An 18,256-nucleotide genomic window follows, 5' to 3' on the forward strand; every position below is an offset into this window, starting at 1 on the left:
CTGCCGGCCCCGCCGAGCGCGCCAACCGAATTCGCACATCACTGAGTACCGGAGAACTGCCATGACTACCATCGCCATCCAAGACCTGTCCGTCACCGAAGAACTCGACGCCGGCGCCATGTGCGCCGTGCGCGGCGGCTTCGTGCCCTTCATGCCCGTGTTCAGCTCGGTCAAGGTCGACTCGACCTTCAATGCCTCGCAACTGATCGGCCAGACCCAGAACGTGGCCAACATGAACGGCAACAACGCTGCCTTCGTGGACGATATCAAGTCGCGCGTCACCTCGACCCAGAACGCCCAGAACAACATCTACTGAGCAATGCGCGGCCGCCACCGGCGGCCCGCGGCGCCAGCGGGATCGCCAGACCGGCCCCGCACCGAATTCGCAAACCACTGAATACCCGGAGAACTGCCATGACTACCATCCTCGCCATCCAGGACCTGTCCGTCACCGAAGAACTCGACGCCCACGCCATGAGCACCGTGCGCGGTGGCACCGGCTTCGTGCCTTTCGTGCCGGTGTTCAGCACCGTCAAGGTCGATTCGACCTTCAACGCCTCGCAACTGATCGGCCAGACGCAGAATGTGGTCAACATGAACGGCAACAATGCTGCCTTCGTGGACGACATCAAGTCGCATGTCAACTCGACGCAGAACGCCCAGAACAACATCTATCGCTGATGTTGCCGCCGCCCGCCCGGCATGCCGGGCAGGGCGGCTTCCTGCCGCCGCCGGGCAGGGCCGGCCACCTTGCATTTTCGGGTTGGATCGCGCCGCGGGCGGATACACAATGAATGCACAGCGTATGGCGAGACCTGCCTGGTTGCTCGCGGGAGACGATCGTGCCTTGTTTACCTATTCCGTGTGTTGCGCGCGTCGCGCGCGCTACCCTGCAGCGCTACCTGCTGGCGGGCACATGCTTGCTGGCGCTGGGCGGTTGCGCCGATTTCCGCCCGCCGGTGTACGAGCGGCCGGAGACCCCTGCCAAGCCGGAATGGTCCCGGCAGGGCGCGATCACGGTGTCGGCTGCAGACACCATCGTGCCCAACTGGTGGCAGGCCTTTCGCGATCCCTATCTGGACGGCCTGGTCGACAAGGCCATCGCGGGCAACTATGACATCAAGGTGCTGGCCGCGCGGATCAAGGTCGCAGGCGCGCAGATCGCGGAGGTCAGGGCGGGTGCGCTGCCGGTCTTCGACGTGGGTGCCGGCGCGAGTTTCGAAAAGAGCACCGGGCAGCCTCTCACGAGGACCTACAACCTCGGCACCCAGGTCAACTGGGATATCGATATCTGGGGCAAGGTCGAGAAGGGCGTGCAGGCGCAGAAGGCCGAGTTCAATGCCACCGAGGCGGACTGGCGTGCCGGCTACCTCACCCTGGTTTCGGCCGTGTCGACCACCTATTTCCAGATCCTGCAGTTCGACGAGCAGATCGACCAGCAGACCCGCACACTGGCCAAGAACAAGCAGATTCTCACCACCTACCAGGCCATGTTCCAGAACGGCCTGATTCCCAAGATCCGAGTGATGCAGCAGCAGGCGGAAATCAACCGCCTCACCAAGGACCTGCTGGAACTGCGCCGCTCGCGCGATATCTCGGAGAACGCGCTGGGCACGCTCGTGGGTGTGCCGGCGGGCGTGTTCAAGGTGGCGCCCGGGCGCCTGCAGGAGCGCGTGCAGTTGCCCGCCGTGCCGGCCGGGTTGCCTTCGCAGTTACTCTCGCGCCGCCCGGACATCATCGCGGCGGAGTACCGCGTGCTCGAGTCGTATAACCTGGTTGGCCAGGCGCGGCTGGCGCAGCTGCCCACGCTCAGCCTGACCGCGCGCGGCGGCACCTCCAGTTTCGCGCTGTCAGACCTGCTCAAGTCCTTCACTTTCGGCTTCATGCCGAGCATCAACCTGCCGATGCTGGACCCCGGCGTGCGCGCCCGCGTAAAGACCTCGGAAGCGCAGACCAAGGTGGCCGAGAGCGAATATGGCCGCACCGTGATCACCGCCTTCGAGGAAGTGGAGAATGCGCTGGTCAATGTCGACGCCCACAAGAAGCAGCGCGTGGAACTGCAGCAGCAGGTGGCGCAGTTACGCGTGGTTTCGGCGCAGATCGAGGCGCAGCTCAAGGAAGGCGTGGTGTCCCAGCTCGATGTCTTCGAGACCGAGCGCTCGCTGCTGAGCGCGCAGCTCGAGTTGTTGGCGAATCACCAACAAATCCTGGCCGATACTGTCACCCTCTACAAGGCACTTGGCGGAGGGTGGCCGAGCGTTGCGGTGGCCAATGCGGGGAAGKACGACCCGCAGCAGGTGTCGAAGCAGGATGCGAAATAGCCGCGCCGGCCGGTAGTCGTGCGTTTGACTACCTGCAAGCGTGGCCTACTATGTCCTTAGTCAGCACGTTCCCGGCGCAGCGTGTCTTTCGGGTTTGCCGCGCCGCCATGGAAAATGGCTTGCCGCCGGCGCATGCGCATGGCCCAAGCGCTGTTGGTGGTAGCGAAACATGGCTCCAGACGAAGCTCTGATTGACGAGACGCGGGCGAAGGTGGGGCAGGGGTTCGCACAAGTGCTTGCGCCTATGCTCGATATCGTCCTCGTGCCCGTCACGCATCCCGCCCTTGGCGAGATCCGCATCGAGGAGAGCCTGTTTGCCGTGGGGCGTGCCGAAGCGCCTTTCGCCACCTATCCCGCCGATGTCGTGACCGTGCTCTCGCGCCGGCACGCGCGCATCTTCTCCGAAGACGGCGTGGCCTATATCGCGGACCTCGGCAGCAAGAACGGCACGGCGATCAACGGCGTGGCGGTGGCGCAGCAGCCGGCGCGCCTGCGCGACGGCGACGAACTGCGATTTGGCGCGGCGCTGGCCTATCGCGTGCATCTGCGGCCGCGCGCGCCGGTGCCGGCGGCGGAATACCCGCCGGTCGTGCTTACGCTGACGCCCGAGCGCGGCGATCTTGGCCTGCAGCCGATCGAAATCGCCGGCTTTCCCTTCCTCGTCAGCAAGGCCGACGAGACCTTCGCGCGCTACCGGGACGTCTATCCGCACCAGGTGAATTATGTCCCGACAAGACCACGTTMGTGGCGGCGCCGKGCTCCTTCCTCGATATCTTCTGCGTCGACTACGCCGCGCAGCAGGAAGACGAGGTCAACCAGGAGGCCATGCCGCAGCCGAAAGACGGCGAGACCGATGACAAGCCGCAGGCACAGGGCAAGTACGGCCTCATCATGGCCCGGCTGGGCGGCAGTTTCGGCGCCGGCGAGCGCGCGCGCCTCAGGCGCGCGGCGCGCTGGGGCGCGGCCGTGGTCGTGGCCGTGGTCGCCGTGCTGCTGGTGTTGTACTTTCGCGGCGCGCCCGAGCGCGAKATGAAGGCGCTGATGGCCAGCGGCGACTACGCGCGCGCAGCCACGGTGGCGGATGCGTATCTCGCGAAGCACGCGGACAACGCACAGTTTCAGGTGATGGGCACCGAGGCGCTGCTGCGCGCCTACGTGCCCGCATGGATGGGCAAGCTGAGCGCGCGCGATTTCGGCGGCGCGGATGCGGCCCTGGCGCAAATGAAGACGCTCGGCGCGCACAACGCCGACGCGCGCCCGCTGGTGGATGAGCTGGCGTGGATGGGGCRCCTCAACCGTTTCGTCGCCGGCAGGGGCGGCGTGGATGCGCCGATCCGCATCTATGCCGACGAAGCCGGCATCCGTGAGCTGCTGCAGCACTGGAGCGCGGACGTTCCGGCGCACCAGCGCGCGCTCGATCGCATCGCCGCCTACGTGCCGGCGTTCAAGGATCCCTACGCGGACGCGCTGAGCAATGTGCGCAAGCTGCAGAGCGACGACTCCGTCTACCTCGCCGCCATCGACCGCCTCAACGCAGCGCTGGCCACGGGACTCGCCAGCKACACGCCCCAGGCGCTGGAGGCCGTGCTCGCGGACTATGCGGAGAAGTATCCCCGCCTCGGCGGCCTGGACCGGCTCAAGGAGGACCTGCGGCAGTATCTGGCGCTCGACACGGCCCTGCGCGCGATGACGCTCGGGCCGGTGGTGGCGCAGATGGCCGGCGCCGGCTTTGCCACGCCCCCGTTCCAGGCGCGCTATCGCGAGCTGGCCGCCAGCCGCCTGCCCACGCCCGAGGTGGCACGCCAGTACAGCGAAGCCGACAAGGCCTGGCAAGCGGGCGATACCGCCGGCACCTTCGCGGCCCTGCAGCAGATCAAGAGCGGCCCGTGGGCCGAAGCCGCCGGCAAGGAGCTGGCGCGCCGGCAGGCCGTGGCGGCGCAGTTTGCCGAGGTACGCAAGGAGGATGGCGGMAAGGGTTTCKACGAGCGCCTGCTGACTTTCTACGCGATGCTCGATCCCGCGCAGGATGCATACTTCGTCAAGGCGATCGAGCCTCAAGTGGCCGCCATCCACGACGCCGCCCTGCGGCGCGCCCAGGAACTGATGAACGGTGCGCTGGCCAGCTGGCGCCAGTACCGCCGCGACGGCGCGATCGGCGGCGAGCAGCGGCTCGAGCCGGAGATCTCGGGCAAGTTCCGCACGCAGGCGCGGCTGCTGTCGAGCGCCGGCACGCAGGCTCACCAGGGCATGCGCATCTACGAGCAGCTCAAGGTCAGCGACACCGCCCAATGGAGCCAGGTGCAGCAGGATATTGATTCGGAATCGGAGCTGCAGCGCCGTTCGCTGCAGGAATTGCGCATGGTGCTGAACCCTGCCGTGCTCAAGGCCAAGCTAGCGTTGATCGGAGGAGACGGCGATGAAGGACGACAGCCGCGGCAATCGCCTTAAGCCGCTGCACGAGGCGCTGGAAGACCACAGCGCGGAAGGCATTGCCATTCTCAGTGCCGAGCCGCTGAAGATCATGCAGATATCGGTGATGGTGATGGTGCTGCTGGTGCTGTGCGCACTGGTGTGGTCCTTTGTCGGCCATGCGGACGTGATCGTCACCGCGGACGGCACGCTGGCCCCCGAGTCCGAGGTGCGGCGCTTCTATGCGCCGGTGGACGGCGAACTGGCCGACCTCTACGTGGCCGAGGGGCAGCCCGTGTCCAAGGACGACGTGCTGGCCCGGCTCAATGCGCGCGGCGCGATAGAGGCGGCCACCAATGCGCTGGAGGCGCAGCTCAAGCTGCAGGACTCCGAGCGCGAGTGGAAGCAGTTTCCCGACAGGAAGGTGCTGATGGAGCGCAAGGCGGCCGCGCTCAAGCAGCAGATCGAGGTGGCCGAGCGCCTGCATGAGACCCGCACGGCGGAAGGCACCACGCGCCTGGCGGAGCAGCAGCGCGCGCAGTTGCAGGAAGCACGCAGCAACCTGGACAACGCACGCCGCCAGCGCGAGTTCACGCGCCAGGAGCAGGAGCGGTACGCACGGCTGTTCGCGCTGCCGGGCGGCGGCGGGGTGTCGCAATCTCAGGTGGAGGGAAAKCGCAATGCGGCGGTGGAGGCCGAGAACACGCTGCGCATCGCGCAATMGCGCCTGACGGAACTGGATTCRCGGTTGAGCCAGGAGTTCAACCAGGCCACCGTGAAGCTCGAGGGCAGCAGCCAGGAACTGACCAACCTGCGCATCCAGTATGACGCCGCGCTGCGCGAGATCAGCAATACCGAGGACAAGCTGCGCCTGCAGGTGCAGACCGCGCGCCTGGTGGCCGAGGCGGCGGCGCGCATCCGCTTCGAGAATATCGACAAGGACAACTTCCTGCTGATCCTGGCCCCGGTGGCCGGCGTCATCACCGATGTGAGCTCCACGCAGCGCGGCGACAAGGTCCAGGCCAATGCGCCGCTGGGCGGCATCGCGCCCAAGGACGCGCGCCCGGTGCTGAAGATCGAGATCGCGGAGCGCGACCGCGCCTTCCTGCGCGAAGGCCTGCCGGTCAAGCTCAAGTTCAATGCCTTCCCCTACCAGCGCTACGGGCTGCTCAACGGCACGCTGGAGTACATCTCTCCGGCGACCAAGCTGGTCGGGCAGAACAAGCAGCCCGTGTATGAGGGCCGCATCAGGCTGGCGCAGACGTACTACTCGGTGGCGGACAGCAAGTATCCGTTGCGCTACGGCATGACCGCCACGGCCGAAATCGTGGTGCGCGAGCGGCGCCTGATCGACCTTGGGCTGGATCCGTTCCGGCAGGTGGCCGGCTGAAGGGGAAGGGGCCGGCGTGCGTCTGGCGAGACAGCAGGCAAGGCAKGGCGGCGGGGCAGGCATGAGGGCGTTGGCCGCGGGCGTGCGGCTTGCGGCAACGATCGAGGAGTACAGAACATGACAGCGATTGTGCGGGTCGACGATGAGGTCATCGGCGTCGAGGAGTTCATCCGGGTCCTGAAGCTCACGGGGCAGTTCGAGGGCCTKATCGAGCAGATCGTACGGKACAAGCTGACCGTGCACGCGGCGCGCAAGCAGCGCATCGCCGTCACGCCCGAGGAGATCCAGGAGCGCGCCGACCAGTTCCGCCGCGTGCAGGGCCTGCATCGCGCGACGGAGATGAACCACTACCTGGACGCGCTCAATATCAGCCTGGACGAGTTCGAGGCCTTCGTCACCGAGAGCCTCTACCAGGAAAAGATGATGGCGGAGGTGACCAACKAGCGCGCGGTGGATGCCTACTTCAAGCTGCATTCGCCGAAGTTCGACAGCATCGAGATCAGTCACATCGTGGTGGACGCCGAAGGCAAGGCCAAGGAACTGATCTCCTACCTGCAGGATGACCCCGACAGCTTTGCCGAGATGGCGCGCGAGCATTCCGTGGCGGACACGCGCGAGCACGGCGGGGCGATCGGCAAGGTGCTGCGCGGCTCGCTGAAGACCGATATCGAGGCCAAGGTGTTCAACGCCGCCGTGGGCGACCTGCTCGGGCCATTCCCGTCGGCGGACCGCGCCAATTTCGAGATCTTCATGGTGAGCGCCAAGCATCCGGCCACGCTCGATGCGGAGGTGGCGGCGGAGGTGCGCCGGCTCCTGCGCGAGGACTGGCTCATGGCCAGGGCGCAGGAACACGTGATCGAAGCGCGTTAGCMGGCGGAGCGCGAATCCATGGAAGCCAGCTCCGAACTGCAGCCGCTTGCCGATTTCCTGGCGGGCGTAGAGATACTCTCGCCGTTTTCGCGCGAGGAGCTGGAGCGGCTGGCGGAGCATGCGCAATCGCTGAGCTACGGCTTCGGCGAAACCATCTGCAACGCGGGCGATGCGGCGGGCGGGATATTCGTCGTCAAGTCAGGCTCGGTGCGCGTGTTCAACGAGGACAATGGCAAGGAAGTGAGCCTGGGCGTGCGCAAGGTGCGCGAGGTGTTTGCCGATATCGCCATGCTGCGGGAGTACCGGCATGAGTCCTCGGTGCGCTCGTCGGCCAAGACCGAGTTGCTGTTCATCCCGCGCGGCGTGACCGAGCCCATGATCGCGCAGAATCCCGCGGCCATGGCGTTCGTCGCCAGCTATGTGGCGATCAGTTCGGCGGGCGGCTTCGTGGCGCGCCTGTTCGACCTGCGCGGCAAGCTCGACAAGGCCGAGCTGGAGGARGCGGTRCGTAGCGTGGGGGTGAAGCGCGTYTCSGCCGGCAAGGARATCCTGAAGCAGGAYGCRCGSGARGACCGCCGCCTGTACGTGGTGCGSCAGGGCGAGGTGCGCATCGTGCGCACCGAGGACGGCATGGAATATCCGTTGGCCACCTTGCGCCAGGGCGATATCTTCGGCGAGCGCGCCTGCGTGATGCGGCAGGAGCAGATGGCTTCCGCGATCGCGGGCACGGATGCCCGCCTGCTGGTGATCCCGGAAAAGACCGTGCAGCTCATCCTCGAGCGCAACCCCAAGCTGCGCGAGGTGCTGGAGGAGCGCATCCGCTTTGTCGACCGCGAACTGCACCGCCAGAAGAAGCTGGCMGAGCGGCGCAAGCATCCGGTGATGCTGGACCTGGCCTCCAAGCCAGAAATGGGCGAACGGCTGATCCGCCGCTTCGCGCTGGTCGAGCAGGCCGAGGAAATGGATTGCGGCGCCGCCTGCCTGGCGATGATCTGCCGCCACTACGGGATTCCCATGACGCTGGGCAAGCTGCGCGAGCTGGCCAACGTGACCACCCAGGGCGCCACGCTGGACAGCCTGGCGCGCGCGGGGGAATCGCTCGGCTTCACGACGCGCGGCGTGCAGTGCACGCGCGACKCGCTGMTGGGCTTCGAGCTGCCGTTCATCGTGCACTGGGAGGGCTACCACTAYGTGGTGGTGTATGGCGTGTCCAAGCGCTGGGTGTGGGTAGCCGACCCTGCGCTGGGCTTCCGCAAGATGCGCGTGGAGGAATTCGAGCGCGGGTGGAGCGGCACCTGCCTGCTGTTCACCGCGGGCGAGAGCATGACGCAGCTGGCCGTGGCGCGCTCGCCGTGGCTRCGCTTCATYGGCTACCTKKCGCCSTACAAGCGCATYCTCGYSCAYCTGTTCCTSGCGACSTTCGTGATCCAGGTGCTGGGCGTGGTGCCGCCCCTGATCATCCAGAACATCCTCGACGGGGTGGTGGTGCACCAGAACGTGGGCCTGCTGAACCTGCTGATCCTCGGGCTGATCGTCTCCAACGTGTTCTCGCAGCTGATGTCCACCGTGCGCGCCTACCTTGCCAATTTCATGGTGCGCAACATGGACTTCGCCATGATGTCGCACTTCTTCCGGCACACCATGTCGCTGCCGTTCTCGTTCTTCGCCAAGCGCAAGACCGGCGACATCTTTGCCCGCTTCCAGGAGAACCAGACCATCCGCGCCTTCCTKACCGAGTCCACGGTGACGACGGCGCTCAACCTGTTGATGGTGTTCATCTACTTCACCATCATGTTCCTCTACAACGTCAAGATGACGCTGGTGCTGCTGGCCTTCGTGGTGCCCATCGCCGCGCTCACGGTGCTGGCCACGCCCAAGGTAAAGGCCTACGCGCGCGAGGTGTTCACCACCTCGACCGAGGCGCGCTCCTACCTGATGGAGACACTGGGCGGGGTGGAGACGGTCAAGGGCATGGGCATCGAGCGGCCGGTGCGCCTGAAGTGGGAGAAGAAATACGCCAAGGCGCTCGAGCTGCAGTACAAGGCGCAGGCCTTCCACATCCTGGTCGGGCTGGCCAGCCAGCTGCTCAATGCCGCGACCACCATCGCCGTGCTCTGGGTGGGCGCCAACCTGGTGCTGCAGCGKGAGCTGACCATCGGCCAGCTCATCGCGTTCAACGCATTCATGGGCAGCGTGCTGGCGCCGCTGATGGGATTGGTGTCGCTGTGGGGCCAGCTCAATGACGCCGGCGTGGCGATGGAACGGCTGGGCGACGTGCTCGACCTGGACCCGGAGCAGAAGCCGCAGGACCTGCCCTCGCGCGTGATGCTGCCCGATCTGCAGGGGGAGATCAGCCTGGACGGGGTGTTTTTCCGCTATGGCGGCAATGAGACGTCCTATGTGCTGGAGAACATCAGCTTCAGCATCAAGCCCGGCGAGCTGCTGGCCATCGTGGGGCGCAGCGGCTCGGGCAAGACCACGCTGGCCAAGATGCTGGTGGGCTTCTATGTGCCCACCGAGGGCAAGATCACGGTGGACGGCTACGACCTCAGCGTGATCGACAAGGAATACTACCGTGCCCAGATCGGCTATGTGATGCAGAGCAACCTGCTGTTCTCCGGCACCATCGCCGAGAACATCGCTTGCGGCGACGACAGCCCGGACCGGCGCCATATCGAGGAAGTGGCCAAGATGGCCGATGCCCACGCCTTTATCAGCAAGCTGCCGCTGGGCTACGAGCAGGTGGTGGGCGAGCGCGGTATGGGCTTGTCCGGCGGGCAGATCCAGCGCCTGTGCATTGCGCGTGCGCTGTACCACGATCCGCGCCTGCTGGTGTTCGACGAAGCCACCTCGGCGCTGGACACGCAGTCCGAAAGCAATATCCTCGGCAATATGCAGGACATCCTGCGCGGGCGCACAGCCGTGATCATCGCGCACCGGTTGAGCACGATCATGCGCGCGGACAAGATCCTGGTGCTGTACGAAGGCGGCATCGTGGAGCAAGGGCGGCACGAGGAACTGCTGGAGCGCAAGGGCATGTACTACCAGCTGGTGCAGAAGCAGTTGAGTGCGGCCTGAGTGCGGCCTGAGCGTTGTCCGGGGCATGGCCTGATCATCGCGTGGCCATCGCCCGGGCGTCATTGCGGTGGGAACAGCCAAGGGGAGCGAGGGGGCGCGAGATGAAGTTGTTCAACCAGGGCGGCCGTGTCGGCAGCACCATCTCTTATGCCGGACTGATCGAGAAGATAGAGATCCTGCGCTCCACGCTGCGCTGGGCCTCCAAGCTCGAGCGCGCGGAGATCGAGAAGCTGCTCAAGCAGGCCACCACGCTGCGCGACGAAGTGATGCAGCTGTCGCACAAGGAGCGCTTCGTGCAGGCAGCGGTGGCCGAGCCGGTCGAGGCCGAGCCGGAGGCGGATCTCGCGCCGCGCGAACGGCGCCAGGCGCTGCTCGAGCGCAGCTTTATCTTCGAGGGCACCTTCGGCGACAATCCCAAGCTGCTGGAGGCGCTGGAGATTGCCGAGAAGGCCGCGCCGACCCACCTGCCGGTGCTGATCGACGGCGAAAGCGGCACCGGCAAGGAGCTGATGGCCAAGGTGATCCACGCCAACGGCTCKCGCACGGACAAGCCCTTCATCTCGGTGAACTGCGGGGCGATCCCGGAGAACCTGATCGAGTCCGAACTGTTCGGGCACAAGAAGGGCGCGTTCACGGGGGCGGCCAGCGACCGGCGCGGCAAGTTCGAGAGCGCGCATACCGGCACCATCTTCCTCGACGAAATCGGCGAACTGCCGCTCACCGGGCAGGTCAAGCTGCTGCGCGTGCTGGAGGCACACGAGATCCAGCGGGTCGGGTCCGACGAGACCATCTCCGTGGACACGCGCATCGTGGCGGCCACCAACCGGGACCTGCGGCGGCTGAGCGAGGAGGGCAAGTTCCGCGAAGACCTGTTCTACCGCCTGAGCGTGATCCATGTCACGCTGCCGCCGCTGCGCGAGCGGCGCGACGAGATTTCGCTGCTGGTGGCATTCTTCGGCGACGAGGCCGCGGGCTCGCTCAAGCGTCGCCCGGTCAAGCTGACGCCGCGCCTGCGCGATTTCCTCATGAACTACGCCTATCCGGGCAATATCCGCGAACTACGCAACCTGATGTACCGGGTATCGTGCCTGGCCGGCGACACCGCCGATCTCGACCACTTGCCGCAAGATCTGCGGCCCAAGGTGGCCGGGCCCACGCTGGTTTCCGGCGGTGTTGCCGCAGGTGGCGGCGTGGATGCGACGACGGCGACCTCGCTGAGCGAGGCCAAGCGGGCCGCGAGCGACGAGGCCGAGCGCGCATTTCTCGAGCGTGGGCTGCAGGAGGTGGGCGGCACCGTGGCCGAGCTGGCCCGGCGCTTCGACATGAACCGCTCGCACCTGCAGATGCTGCTGAAGAAGCACGGCATCCATTCCAAGGATTTTCGCCATCAGGCGGCGGCGGGCGGCAAGCCAGGGTAGGCCACGCTTGCGTGGCGGGCCTGCCCGGCCTGGCTGGCCTGGMAGGCCTGCCTAGATCGCAGGATTCACCATGGTCTTGTCGGTCGCGTAAAGGTCTTCCGCGCGCGCCACCACGGCGGAGATATTGTCGTGGCCGCCGCGCTCCAGCGCGGCCGTCACCAGCGCCTGCGCGGCCAGTTCGCAATCGCCGCAGGCCAGGAAGCTGGCGATCTCCGGATCGCGCAGCTCGTTGCTGAGGCCGTCGCTGCAAAGCAGGAAGATATCCGCATCGGCGACTTCCACCCAGGTCTGCTCCAGCTCCAGCGCGGCGTTCGCGCCGACAGCGCGCGTGATGGTGTTGTGCGCGGGATGATGGATGGCTTCCTCCGCCGTGATCAGGCCGCGCGCCTTGAGTTCCTCCACGCGGCTGTGGTCGCGCGTGAGCTGCGTCAGGTGCCCGTCGCGATAGAGATAGATACGGCTGTMGCCGGCCCACAGGCAGCCACAGAAGCGMTCGCAGGCCATCAGCACGACCACGGTGCTGCCGATGCGCCGCACCTGGCGCCGCGTTGCCTCGGTCAGCAGCGCCAGGTTGACCTCATGCAGCGCCGCGCGCGCGTCGTCGAGCAGGCTTTCCAGGCTGCGCGGCTCGCCCAGCCGGTCCAGCGTTTCCACCACCAGGTTGCTGGCGTAGTCGCCCACCGCGTGACCGCCCATGCCGTCGGCCACGACCCAGAGCCCGCGGTCTGGCCGTGCCAGGCAGGCATCTTCGTTGCGCTCGCGTAGCAGGCCAACGTCGGTGCGCGCGGCTGAAGTCCAGCGGAATTGCGATGCACAGGTCACGGTCGTCTCCGGTGTACGGGCCGCCCTGGCGCGCGCCAAGCGGGCGGATCGCGCGGGCGCCGGCACTGGCCGCGCCCGGCCGGCTTACATCCGTCCGTCGTTGCGTGCGCCTTGTCCCGCTTGCACATTGATGTTCGCTCCGGGTGCCGAATTGCGAACGTCGATGTTTTGAAACTGATTAACCATCTGATCAGCATAGAAGCTGTTGTTGATCTCGTAAAAGTTGACCACGGGGCCGAGGCTCGGCCGGGCCGGCTGGTAGGGCTGGATCCAGCCGAATACCCAGGGGGCGCCGCCACCGCGCACGGCCGACATGGCGCGTCCGTCCAGCGTATGGTCGTTGTAGAGGTCTTTGATGGTGAGCGAGGCCATGATCGGACTCCGTTGGGTGGTGAGGTGGGTGGCAGTGGTGCCGTCCCGCTTTCAGATGCAAGGCGTATGCCAGGCGGCTGGCGCAATGCGGCCAGGGCGCCGCGCACGCCTGAAACCCAGCTGCCGAGCGGCTAGCCGGCCCGCCGGCGCTTTCGCTGCGCCCGCCGGCGCGATACCGCGCGGCCCAAAACGTTGGTGGTTCGCCAACATCTGCGCCGGGTCTGGTGGGTAGCGCCCACCTGTCCGGGCTGGTGCCGTGTCGTTGGCCCGCGTGCCGTGCAATCTGCTGTGCAACCTCTTGTCTTCGCGGTGCCGCGCGCCGCCAGCGTGGCTTTCGACCCCGGTGGTGGCGGCGTGCCAACATAAACGGTGCAAGGCTGTTGGTTTATCGCCGACGCTTTCCCGGGTATGGTTTCGTGCTTTCTCCTGCTATCCCTTGTCATGCCGGGGTTTGCGGCAGGTGGCACGGTTGATGCGGATGTGATTGCAACCAGCAGGAAATGCCTGCAGCAAGCAAACAGATCCGAGGCAACCATGAACCAACAAGACCAACTCCAGGACCAGGCCTGCCGACAGCAAGACGAAGCCGATTTCCCGCTCGGCGCGCACCTGGTCACCGGACGCCGCGGCTACGCCCACCACGGCATCTACGTCGGCGCGGGCAAGGTCGTTCACTACGCCGGCTTTTCCGGCTCGCTGCATCGCGGCCCCGTGAAGGAAGTGACCATCGAGGACTTTGCCGCCKGCCACGCCGTCAGCGTCAAGGCCAATCCCTGCGCCCGCTACGTCGGCCTCCAGGCCGTGGCACGCGCCCGCTCCCGCCTCGGGGAAGACAACTACCGGCTGCTCACCAACAACTGCGAGCACTTCTGTTCGTGGTGCCTGCTTGGCGAAGCGCGCAGCGCACAAGTGGAAACCTGCCTGCAGCACCCGGCCATGGCCGTGCATGCGCTTGCGGTCCTGCTCGGCACGCTCGTCCGGGCTGAATGGCGTGGTGCCCACTTCGGTGCCCGCGCGGCTTGAGCCGGGACGACCAGGGCAACGGCAAGCAATGCGAAGGAGACGGACATGCAAGCAACCAGCATATCRCTGCGCGGACTGATCGACAAATGGCTCGGTGCGCGCCTCGCGGCGCCGGCACGCATCACGCGMGTGCGCGGTGCCCGCGCCGGACGCCGCGGCTGCGTGCGGGTGGAAGTGGCAGGCCCGTCGGGCCAGCTCTCGATGTTCTTCTTCCGGCACGGCGACGGGTGCTGGTGCGTGTTTCCGCCTGCACTGAATGMGGGGTGAGCAAGGCATGGTGCCCTCGCGCGCCGTGATGCCGAAGTCCCATGCGCACGCGCAGGACTGCTATCCGCTACTTTCGCAAAGGTCACACGTAAGCATTTGTTCGCAGGCTGGACGCTGGTCCGTGGCCGCCAATAACATCGCCCGGTTCTTGCACCGCCAGCCGCCAGGGGATTGCCGGCGGGGGTGCTGCCTCATCCACCACCGGCCGTGAAGTGCCGGGCGAAACCTTCCGGATCGATGCCAGCGACTCATTCAACTGCGCCTGCCAGGGCTTCCTTCTCCAGGACACTCTTCGCGCTTGCCTGCGCCAGCACGATCCTCACCGCTTGCGGCGGTGGCGGGGATGGCGGCAGTGGCAGCGCGACKCCCGCCGCCAATGCTTCCGGCAATGCCTCAGCCAACACCGCCAATGCCAACGCGCCGGCTGCCAGCGCCGGCAGCCAGGCGGTCCCGGCGACCGCCGTGACCGCCTGCTTCACGGTAAGCGGCAATGCCGCGCCGGCTGCGGGCACCGTAGACGTCAGCATCCTGCCGGCACGCGGCGCGGCCAACGTCAGCGGCTATCACGCGCTTGGCGAGCCGAAATCGGCGGGGCTGTGCTACGCCAACTACCGGCGCGTGCTGGTGGGACTTCCCGCGCTCGAGGCGCAGGACGCGATCGGCGTGGCCGCGCAGAACCACAGCAACTACATGCTCTGGAACAATACGCTCGGCCACGACGAKAATGCGTCCCTGCGTGGCTATACCGGCGCCACGCCCGATGCGCGCGTGCAGGCGCAGTACAAGACGGACGCCACGGCGGAGGTGGTCGGCAGCGCCAGCAAGTGGAGTTCCGACCCGAACGCAGCGCTGGCCCTGGCCTCCACCGATGCACTGGTATCCGACCTGTTCGACGCGCCGCTGCATCGCATGAGCCTGCTGGGCAGCTACAAATCTGCGGGTTCGGGCTATGCCGAGCAGAAGGGCTCGACTTCGGGCGGCGCCACCGCGTCGTTCTACCAGACCGTCGATCTCGCCGATGCCACCATGCCGGGCACCGCCATCCAGATGGTGGCCTATCCCTACGCCGGCCAGGCCGATGTGCCGACCAGCTGGCTGAACAACGAAAGCCCCAATCCGGCTCCGGGCTACCAGAACCAGACGCTGGGCTACCCCGTCACGCTGCAGGCGATCGATCGCAGCCAGGCGTTCACGGCCGATACCTTCGTGCTCACCGACGCGCAGGGCAATAACGTCAACTGCCTGAAGGTGGATTCGCGCACCGCGGGCGTGTCGGGTGCGGCGAACGGCGCGGCGGTCTGCACGCCGCTCGCGCCGCTGGCCGGCAGCACGCGCTACAACGTGGCCGTGAGCGGGCAGCTGGGCGGCAAGCCGCTCAACCTGAGCTGGTCGTTCGTCACGAAATAGCGGGCTGGCTGCCGTCAGCATCAGATTGCCCCGGCCGAGGCAGCGCCAACTATGATTGCCTCATGCATAGCGAGGGGAGGGAATGATGGAGCGCGCATTCGAATATGGCGGCTATGCCGTCGTGGCCCGCGCGGTGGCATCGGCCACCGGCGGTTTTTCGGCAACGGTGGTGATTGCCGATGCGTTCGGCGAGGCGCCGCAGCCCTCGTTMGAGGACGAAGTCGGTATCGCGCCGACCGCGCAAGCCGCGCTTGCCCTCGCCGAAGCCGCTGCCATGCGTACCATCGATGCGGGGCAGGTGAACTAGGCCTGGCGGGCGGTCCGGCATGCCGGACGCGGGTCCCGGTACGGTGCTTGCGTTCAATAATGTGAAGAACTGTACTTAGCCAGACTTTGCACGGGTGCGCTTGTCCCGACATAAAATGGCGGGTTGCCGGTCCGGCCGCGCACCCGTCCGGGCGCCAGGACCGTCCTTCCGGAACGCCATGTACGCTATCCTGCCAGCCTTCGTCTCAGCCATCTTCCTGGGTTTCGGCTTGTATGTGCTGGTCACCAAGGGCGTGACGCGGATCTCCACTTCCTTCTTCCTGCTGTGCGTGACCACGTTCGCGTGGCAGGGCACCTGGGCCTTCCTGTTCCAGGCCGAGCATCCCGACGTGGCGCTGCTGCTGGCCAAGGTCGGCTATCTCTTCATCATCTTCCTGCCGACCTGTTTCTATCACTTCATCACCGAAGTGAGCGAGCGCCGCACCGAGCGGCCCCTGCTGCTGGCTTCGTACGGGCTGTCGCTGGTGCTCGCGGTGCTGGTGCTGACCGGCGGGGAAGTGGTGTCCGGCTTCTATACGTATTTCTTCGGCGCGTATCCCAAGGCGGGGCGGCTGCATCCCCTGCACGTGGCGCAGACCGTGCTGCTGGCCTGCCGCAGTGGCTGGCTGCTGCTGGCCGCGCGCCGTGGCGCCACCGGCGAGAAGCGCAAGCGGCTCGACTTGTGCCTGGTCAGCCTGGGCCTCTACTCGCTGGCGGCGGTGGACTACGCCGCCAACTATGGCTATGCCTTCTATCCGCCCGGCGTGGTCTTTATCGGCGCCAGCCTGGGGATACTCGCCGTCACGATCGTGCGCTACGACCTCATGCACCCGTTCTCGCTGGCCGCCACGGTGGCGCACGAGGTACGCACCCCCCTCACCACGATCCGGCTGCAGGCCGAGGAAATGGGCCGTGCCTGGCCGGAACTGCTGGCGGGCTACCGGCTCGCGGTGGCGCATGGCCTGTACGAGGACCGCATGCGCCCGGGCCAGCTCGAACGCGCCGCCGGCCTGGTGGACTCGATCAGGCGCGAGATCGAGGGCACCCACACCGTGATCGACATGGCGCTCGCCTCGGTCACGCTGGAACGGCTTGACCGCCGCAGTTTCACGGCACAGTCGCTGCGGCATTGTGTCGACGCCGCGCTGGCGCGGTATCCGTTCCTGGCGGGAGAACGCGAGCGGGTGACGGTCGGGCCGATCGATCCGGCCTGGTGTTTCCCCGGCTCCGAAACGTTGCTGGTCTATGTCCTGTTCAATCTGCTGAAGAACGCGCTGCAGGCCATGCGCGCCAGTCCCGCTGCGCACATCGAGATCGCCGTGCTGCAGGAGCATKGGAGCTGGCTGCTGCGTTTCCGGGACACCGGCCCGGGGATCCCGCCCGAGGTCCTGCCTCGCATCTTCGACCCCTTCTTCTCCACCAAGGCGCACGGCAGCGGCGTCGGTATGGGGCTCGCCTTTTGCCGCAGGGTGGTCGAAGCCTTCGGCGGCCGCATCCAGTGCGAATCCGTGCRCGACATCCACACCACCTTCTTGCTGCGCCTGCCCGACGCCCACGCAGGCAGCCAGGCCGCCCCGCGCAGACKCCCCGCCGGCCAGACGGCAAGCGGGGCGGGCACGGCTTAGCTGGCGAACTTAGGCAGCTTCAGTTCGTACTCCTTGACGCGTTCGACGATCTCGCGCGGGAAGCGTGTAATGCGCTTGTCCCGCCCGGCGAACACGATCTGCTGGTAGCCGAGCGATACCGGACGGCCATCCACGCAGAAGCGGAACAACAGGTAGGCCGAGCACTGCTTCACCTGGAAGGTGTTGAGGTAGCAATCCACCTTCTGGAACGGGAACGTCTCCTCGACATACTCCTGATGCGCGCGCTTGGTCACGAACACGCCGCCCGCGGCCAGCAGGTTGTCATGGATGCACTCGTGGAACCAGCGCTCGCGGCAAATGCCCTGCCACTCGAAGTAGCGCGCGAAGTAGGTGTTCATGAATGCATTGGAGTCCTTGAGGTAAATGTCGATCGCATGGTGAAAGGTCTTTTGCGGGGGCGTCTCCTGTATGTCTMGCGTAAACATCTCGCTACCRCGGCTCAGAACATGGGGGATTGCGTCTCGCATCAGCATTGAAAGCTCCTGGCTAGGATATGGCTGCTGGCGGCAGCCACGCACGCCTCCCCGAACGGGTGAGGCATACCGCATTCTGTCTGTTTGCGGCGGCAATCGTCGCCAGGTTTCCCTGTTTCCTTKCTGTGCCGGCCGGCATTGCCCCGATGTTGGCGGCGAACGAACACACGGCGTCTGTTGTGTTGGCTTTTGCCTGCCAGATCAAAGCCTTCCGGCACCGGACTCCGGCGCCATTTTCTTCTCTCGAAGAAAATTTCTCCCAAGCCCCGCCTGGGTTTGCGGGCGATTCGAGGCGACATGGCCCGCCTTGGCACACTCCATGCGTTTGTACCTCCCGAGCGAAGCAAAGATGCTCGACAGCAAACGAACCGAAGTCCCAATCGATACCCGGCCAGCTGGCCAACCGCCTTCCAGGAGAACTGCCATGACTACCACCCTCGCCATCAAGGACCTG

The 18,256-nt window shown here is 66.3% G+C and carries 18 protein-coding genes; 13 read left to right on the forward strand and 5 right to left on the reverse strand.

Going from position 1 to position 18,256, the window contains the following annotated elements; translation table 11 throughout:
- Positions 1-61 precede the first annotated feature (61 nt).
- The 8 genes from AC1DKV_RS37855 to AC1DKV_RS37890 all read left to right on the forward strand — a co-directional run bounded on the left by AC1DKV_RS37855 (position 62) and on the right by AC1DKV_RS37890 (position 11,486).
- On the forward strand, positions 62-316 hold the full coding sequence (locus tag AC1DKV_RS37855; protein ID WP_441624080.1) for a hypothetical protein: 255 nt from the start codon (positions 62-64) through the stop codon (positions 314-316).
- Between the two features lie 98 nt (positions 317-414).
- The gene (locus AC1DKV_RS37860) at positions 415-681 is read left to right on the forward strand and encodes a hypothetical protein (RefSeq protein ID WP_441624082.1); all 267 of its coding nucleotides are present in this window, start codon (positions 415-417) and stop codon (positions 679-681) included.
- Positions 682-794: 113 nt separating this feature from the next.
- Entirely contained in the window at positions 795-2,321 is a 1,527-nt protein-coding gene (locus AC1DKV_RS37865; protein WP_477139458.1) for an efflux transporter outer membrane subunit, read from the forward strand.
- A gap of 169 nt (positions 2,322-2,490) precedes the next feature.
- Complete coding sequence (locus tag AC1DKV_RS37870; protein ID WP_477139459.1) at positions 2,491-3,354, forward strand: FHA domain-containing protein; 864 nt, start codon at positions 2,491-2,493, stop codon at positions 3,352-3,354.
- Positions 3,355-4,737: 1,383 nt separating this feature from the next.
- Entirely contained in the window at positions 4,738-6,120 is a 1,383-nt protein-coding gene (locus AC1DKV_RS37875; RefSeq protein ID WP_477139460.1) for a beta-barrel domain-containing protein, read from the forward strand.
- A 117-nt stretch (positions 6,121-6,237) separates the two neighbouring features.
- The gene (locus AC1DKV_RS37880) at positions 6,238-6,990 is read left to right on the forward strand and encodes a peptidylprolyl isomerase (protein ID WP_477139461.1); all 753 of its coding nucleotides are present in this window, start codon (positions 6,238-6,240) and stop codon (positions 6,988-6,990) included.
- An 18-nt stretch (positions 6,991-7,008) separates the two neighbouring features.
- A complete protein-coding gene (locus AC1DKV_RS37885; RefSeq protein ID WP_477139462.1) occupies positions 7,009-10,068 on the forward strand; it encodes an ABC transporter transmembrane domain-containing protein in 3,060 nt (1,019 codons plus the stop codon).
- Between the two features lie 101 nt (positions 10,069-10,169).
- Positions 10,170-11,486, forward strand: a complete 1,317-nt coding sequence (locus tag AC1DKV_RS37890) for a sigma-54 interaction domain-containing protein (RefSeq protein WP_441624093.1) — start codon at positions 10,170-10,172, stop codon at positions 11,484-11,486.
- 51 nt (positions 11,487-11,537) lie between these two features.
- On the opposite strand, the gene AC1DKV_RS37895 is transcribed toward AC1DKV_RS37890, so the two are convergent.
- Complete coding sequence (locus tag AC1DKV_RS37895; RefSeq protein WP_477139463.1) at positions 11,538-12,308, reverse strand: PP2C family protein-serine/threonine phosphatase; 771 nt, start codon at positions 12,306-12,308, stop codon at positions 11,538-11,540.
- Between the two features lie 84 nt (positions 12,309-12,392).
- Positions 12,393-12,680 (reverse strand): hypothetical protein, encoded by a 288-nt coding sequence (locus tag AC1DKV_RS37900; RefSeq protein WP_441624097.1) that lies wholly within the window; start codon positions 12,678-12,680, stop codon positions 12,393-12,395.
- Between the two features lie 534 nt (positions 12,681-13,214).
- On the opposite strand from AC1DKV_RS37900, the gene AC1DKV_RS37905 reads away from it, so the two are divergent.
- Together AC1DKV_RS37905 and AC1DKV_RS37910 are read left to right on the forward strand one after the other, a co-directional pair.
- Positions 13,215-13,703 carry a lecithin retinol acyltransferase family protein gene (locus AC1DKV_RS37905; RefSeq protein ID WP_477139464.1) on the forward strand — a complete coding sequence of 163 codons (489 nt, stop codon included), beginning with the start codon at positions 13,215-13,217 and terminating at the stop codon, positions 13,701-13,703.
- A 45-nt stretch (positions 13,704-13,748) separates the two neighbouring features.
- On the forward strand, positions 13,749-13,970 hold the full coding sequence (locus AC1DKV_RS37910) for a hypothetical protein (RefSeq protein ID WP_477139465.1): 222 nt from the start codon (positions 13,749-13,751) through the stop codon (positions 13,968-13,970).
- Positions 13,971-14,218: 248 nt separating this feature from the next.
- On the opposite strand, the gene AC1DKV_RS37915 is transcribed toward AC1DKV_RS37910, so the two are convergent.
- The gene (locus AC1DKV_RS37915; protein ID WP_441624103.1) at positions 14,219-14,449 is read right to left on the reverse strand and encodes a hypothetical protein; all 231 of its coding nucleotides are present in this window, start codon (positions 14,447-14,449) and stop codon (positions 14,219-14,221) included.
- Between AC1DKV_RS37915 and AC1DKV_RS37920 the strand changes: the two genes are divergently transcribed.
- From AC1DKV_RS37920 to AC1DKV_RS37930, 3 genes are all read left to right on the forward strand, one after another.
- On the forward strand, positions 14,433-15,377 hold the full coding sequence (locus tag AC1DKV_RS37920) for a CAP domain-containing protein (RefSeq protein WP_477139466.1): 945 nt from the start codon (positions 14,433-14,435) through the stop codon (positions 15,375-15,377). The genes AC1DKV_RS37915 and AC1DKV_RS37920 overlap by 17 nt on opposite strands.
- A gap of 85 nt (positions 15,378-15,462) precedes the next feature.
- Positions 15,463-15,684: a hypothetical protein gene (locus tag AC1DKV_RS37925; RefSeq protein ID WP_477139469.1), complete on the forward strand. Its 222-nt coding sequence runs from the start codon at positions 15,463-15,465 to the stop codon at positions 15,682-15,684.
- A 178-nt stretch (positions 15,685-15,862) separates the two neighbouring features.
- On the forward strand, positions 15,863-17,308 hold the full coding sequence (locus AC1DKV_RS37930) for a sensor histidine kinase (RefSeq protein WP_477139467.1): 1,446 nt from the start codon (positions 15,863-15,865) through the stop codon (positions 17,306-17,308).
- On the opposite strand, the gene AC1DKV_RS37935 is transcribed toward AC1DKV_RS37930, so the two are convergent.
- Both AC1DKV_RS37935 and AC1DKV_RS37940 read right to left on the reverse strand, forming a co-directional pair.
- Positions 17,305-17,802 carry an acyl-CoA thioesterase gene (locus AC1DKV_RS37935; RefSeq protein WP_477139468.1) on the reverse strand — a complete coding sequence of 166 codons (498 nt, stop codon included), beginning with the start codon at positions 17,800-17,802 and terminating at the stop codon, positions 17,305-17,307. The two genes, AC1DKV_RS37930 and AC1DKV_RS37935, sit on opposite strands and share 4 nt — an antisense overlap.
- A gap of 201 nt (positions 17,803-18,003) precedes the next feature.
- A partial coding sequence (locus AC1DKV_RS37940) for a hypothetical protein (protein WP_441624111.1) occupies positions 18,004-18,256 on the reverse strand: 253 nt, incomplete at its 5' end.

It is taken from the genome of Cupriavidus sp. 05T41, assembly GCF_056396525.1.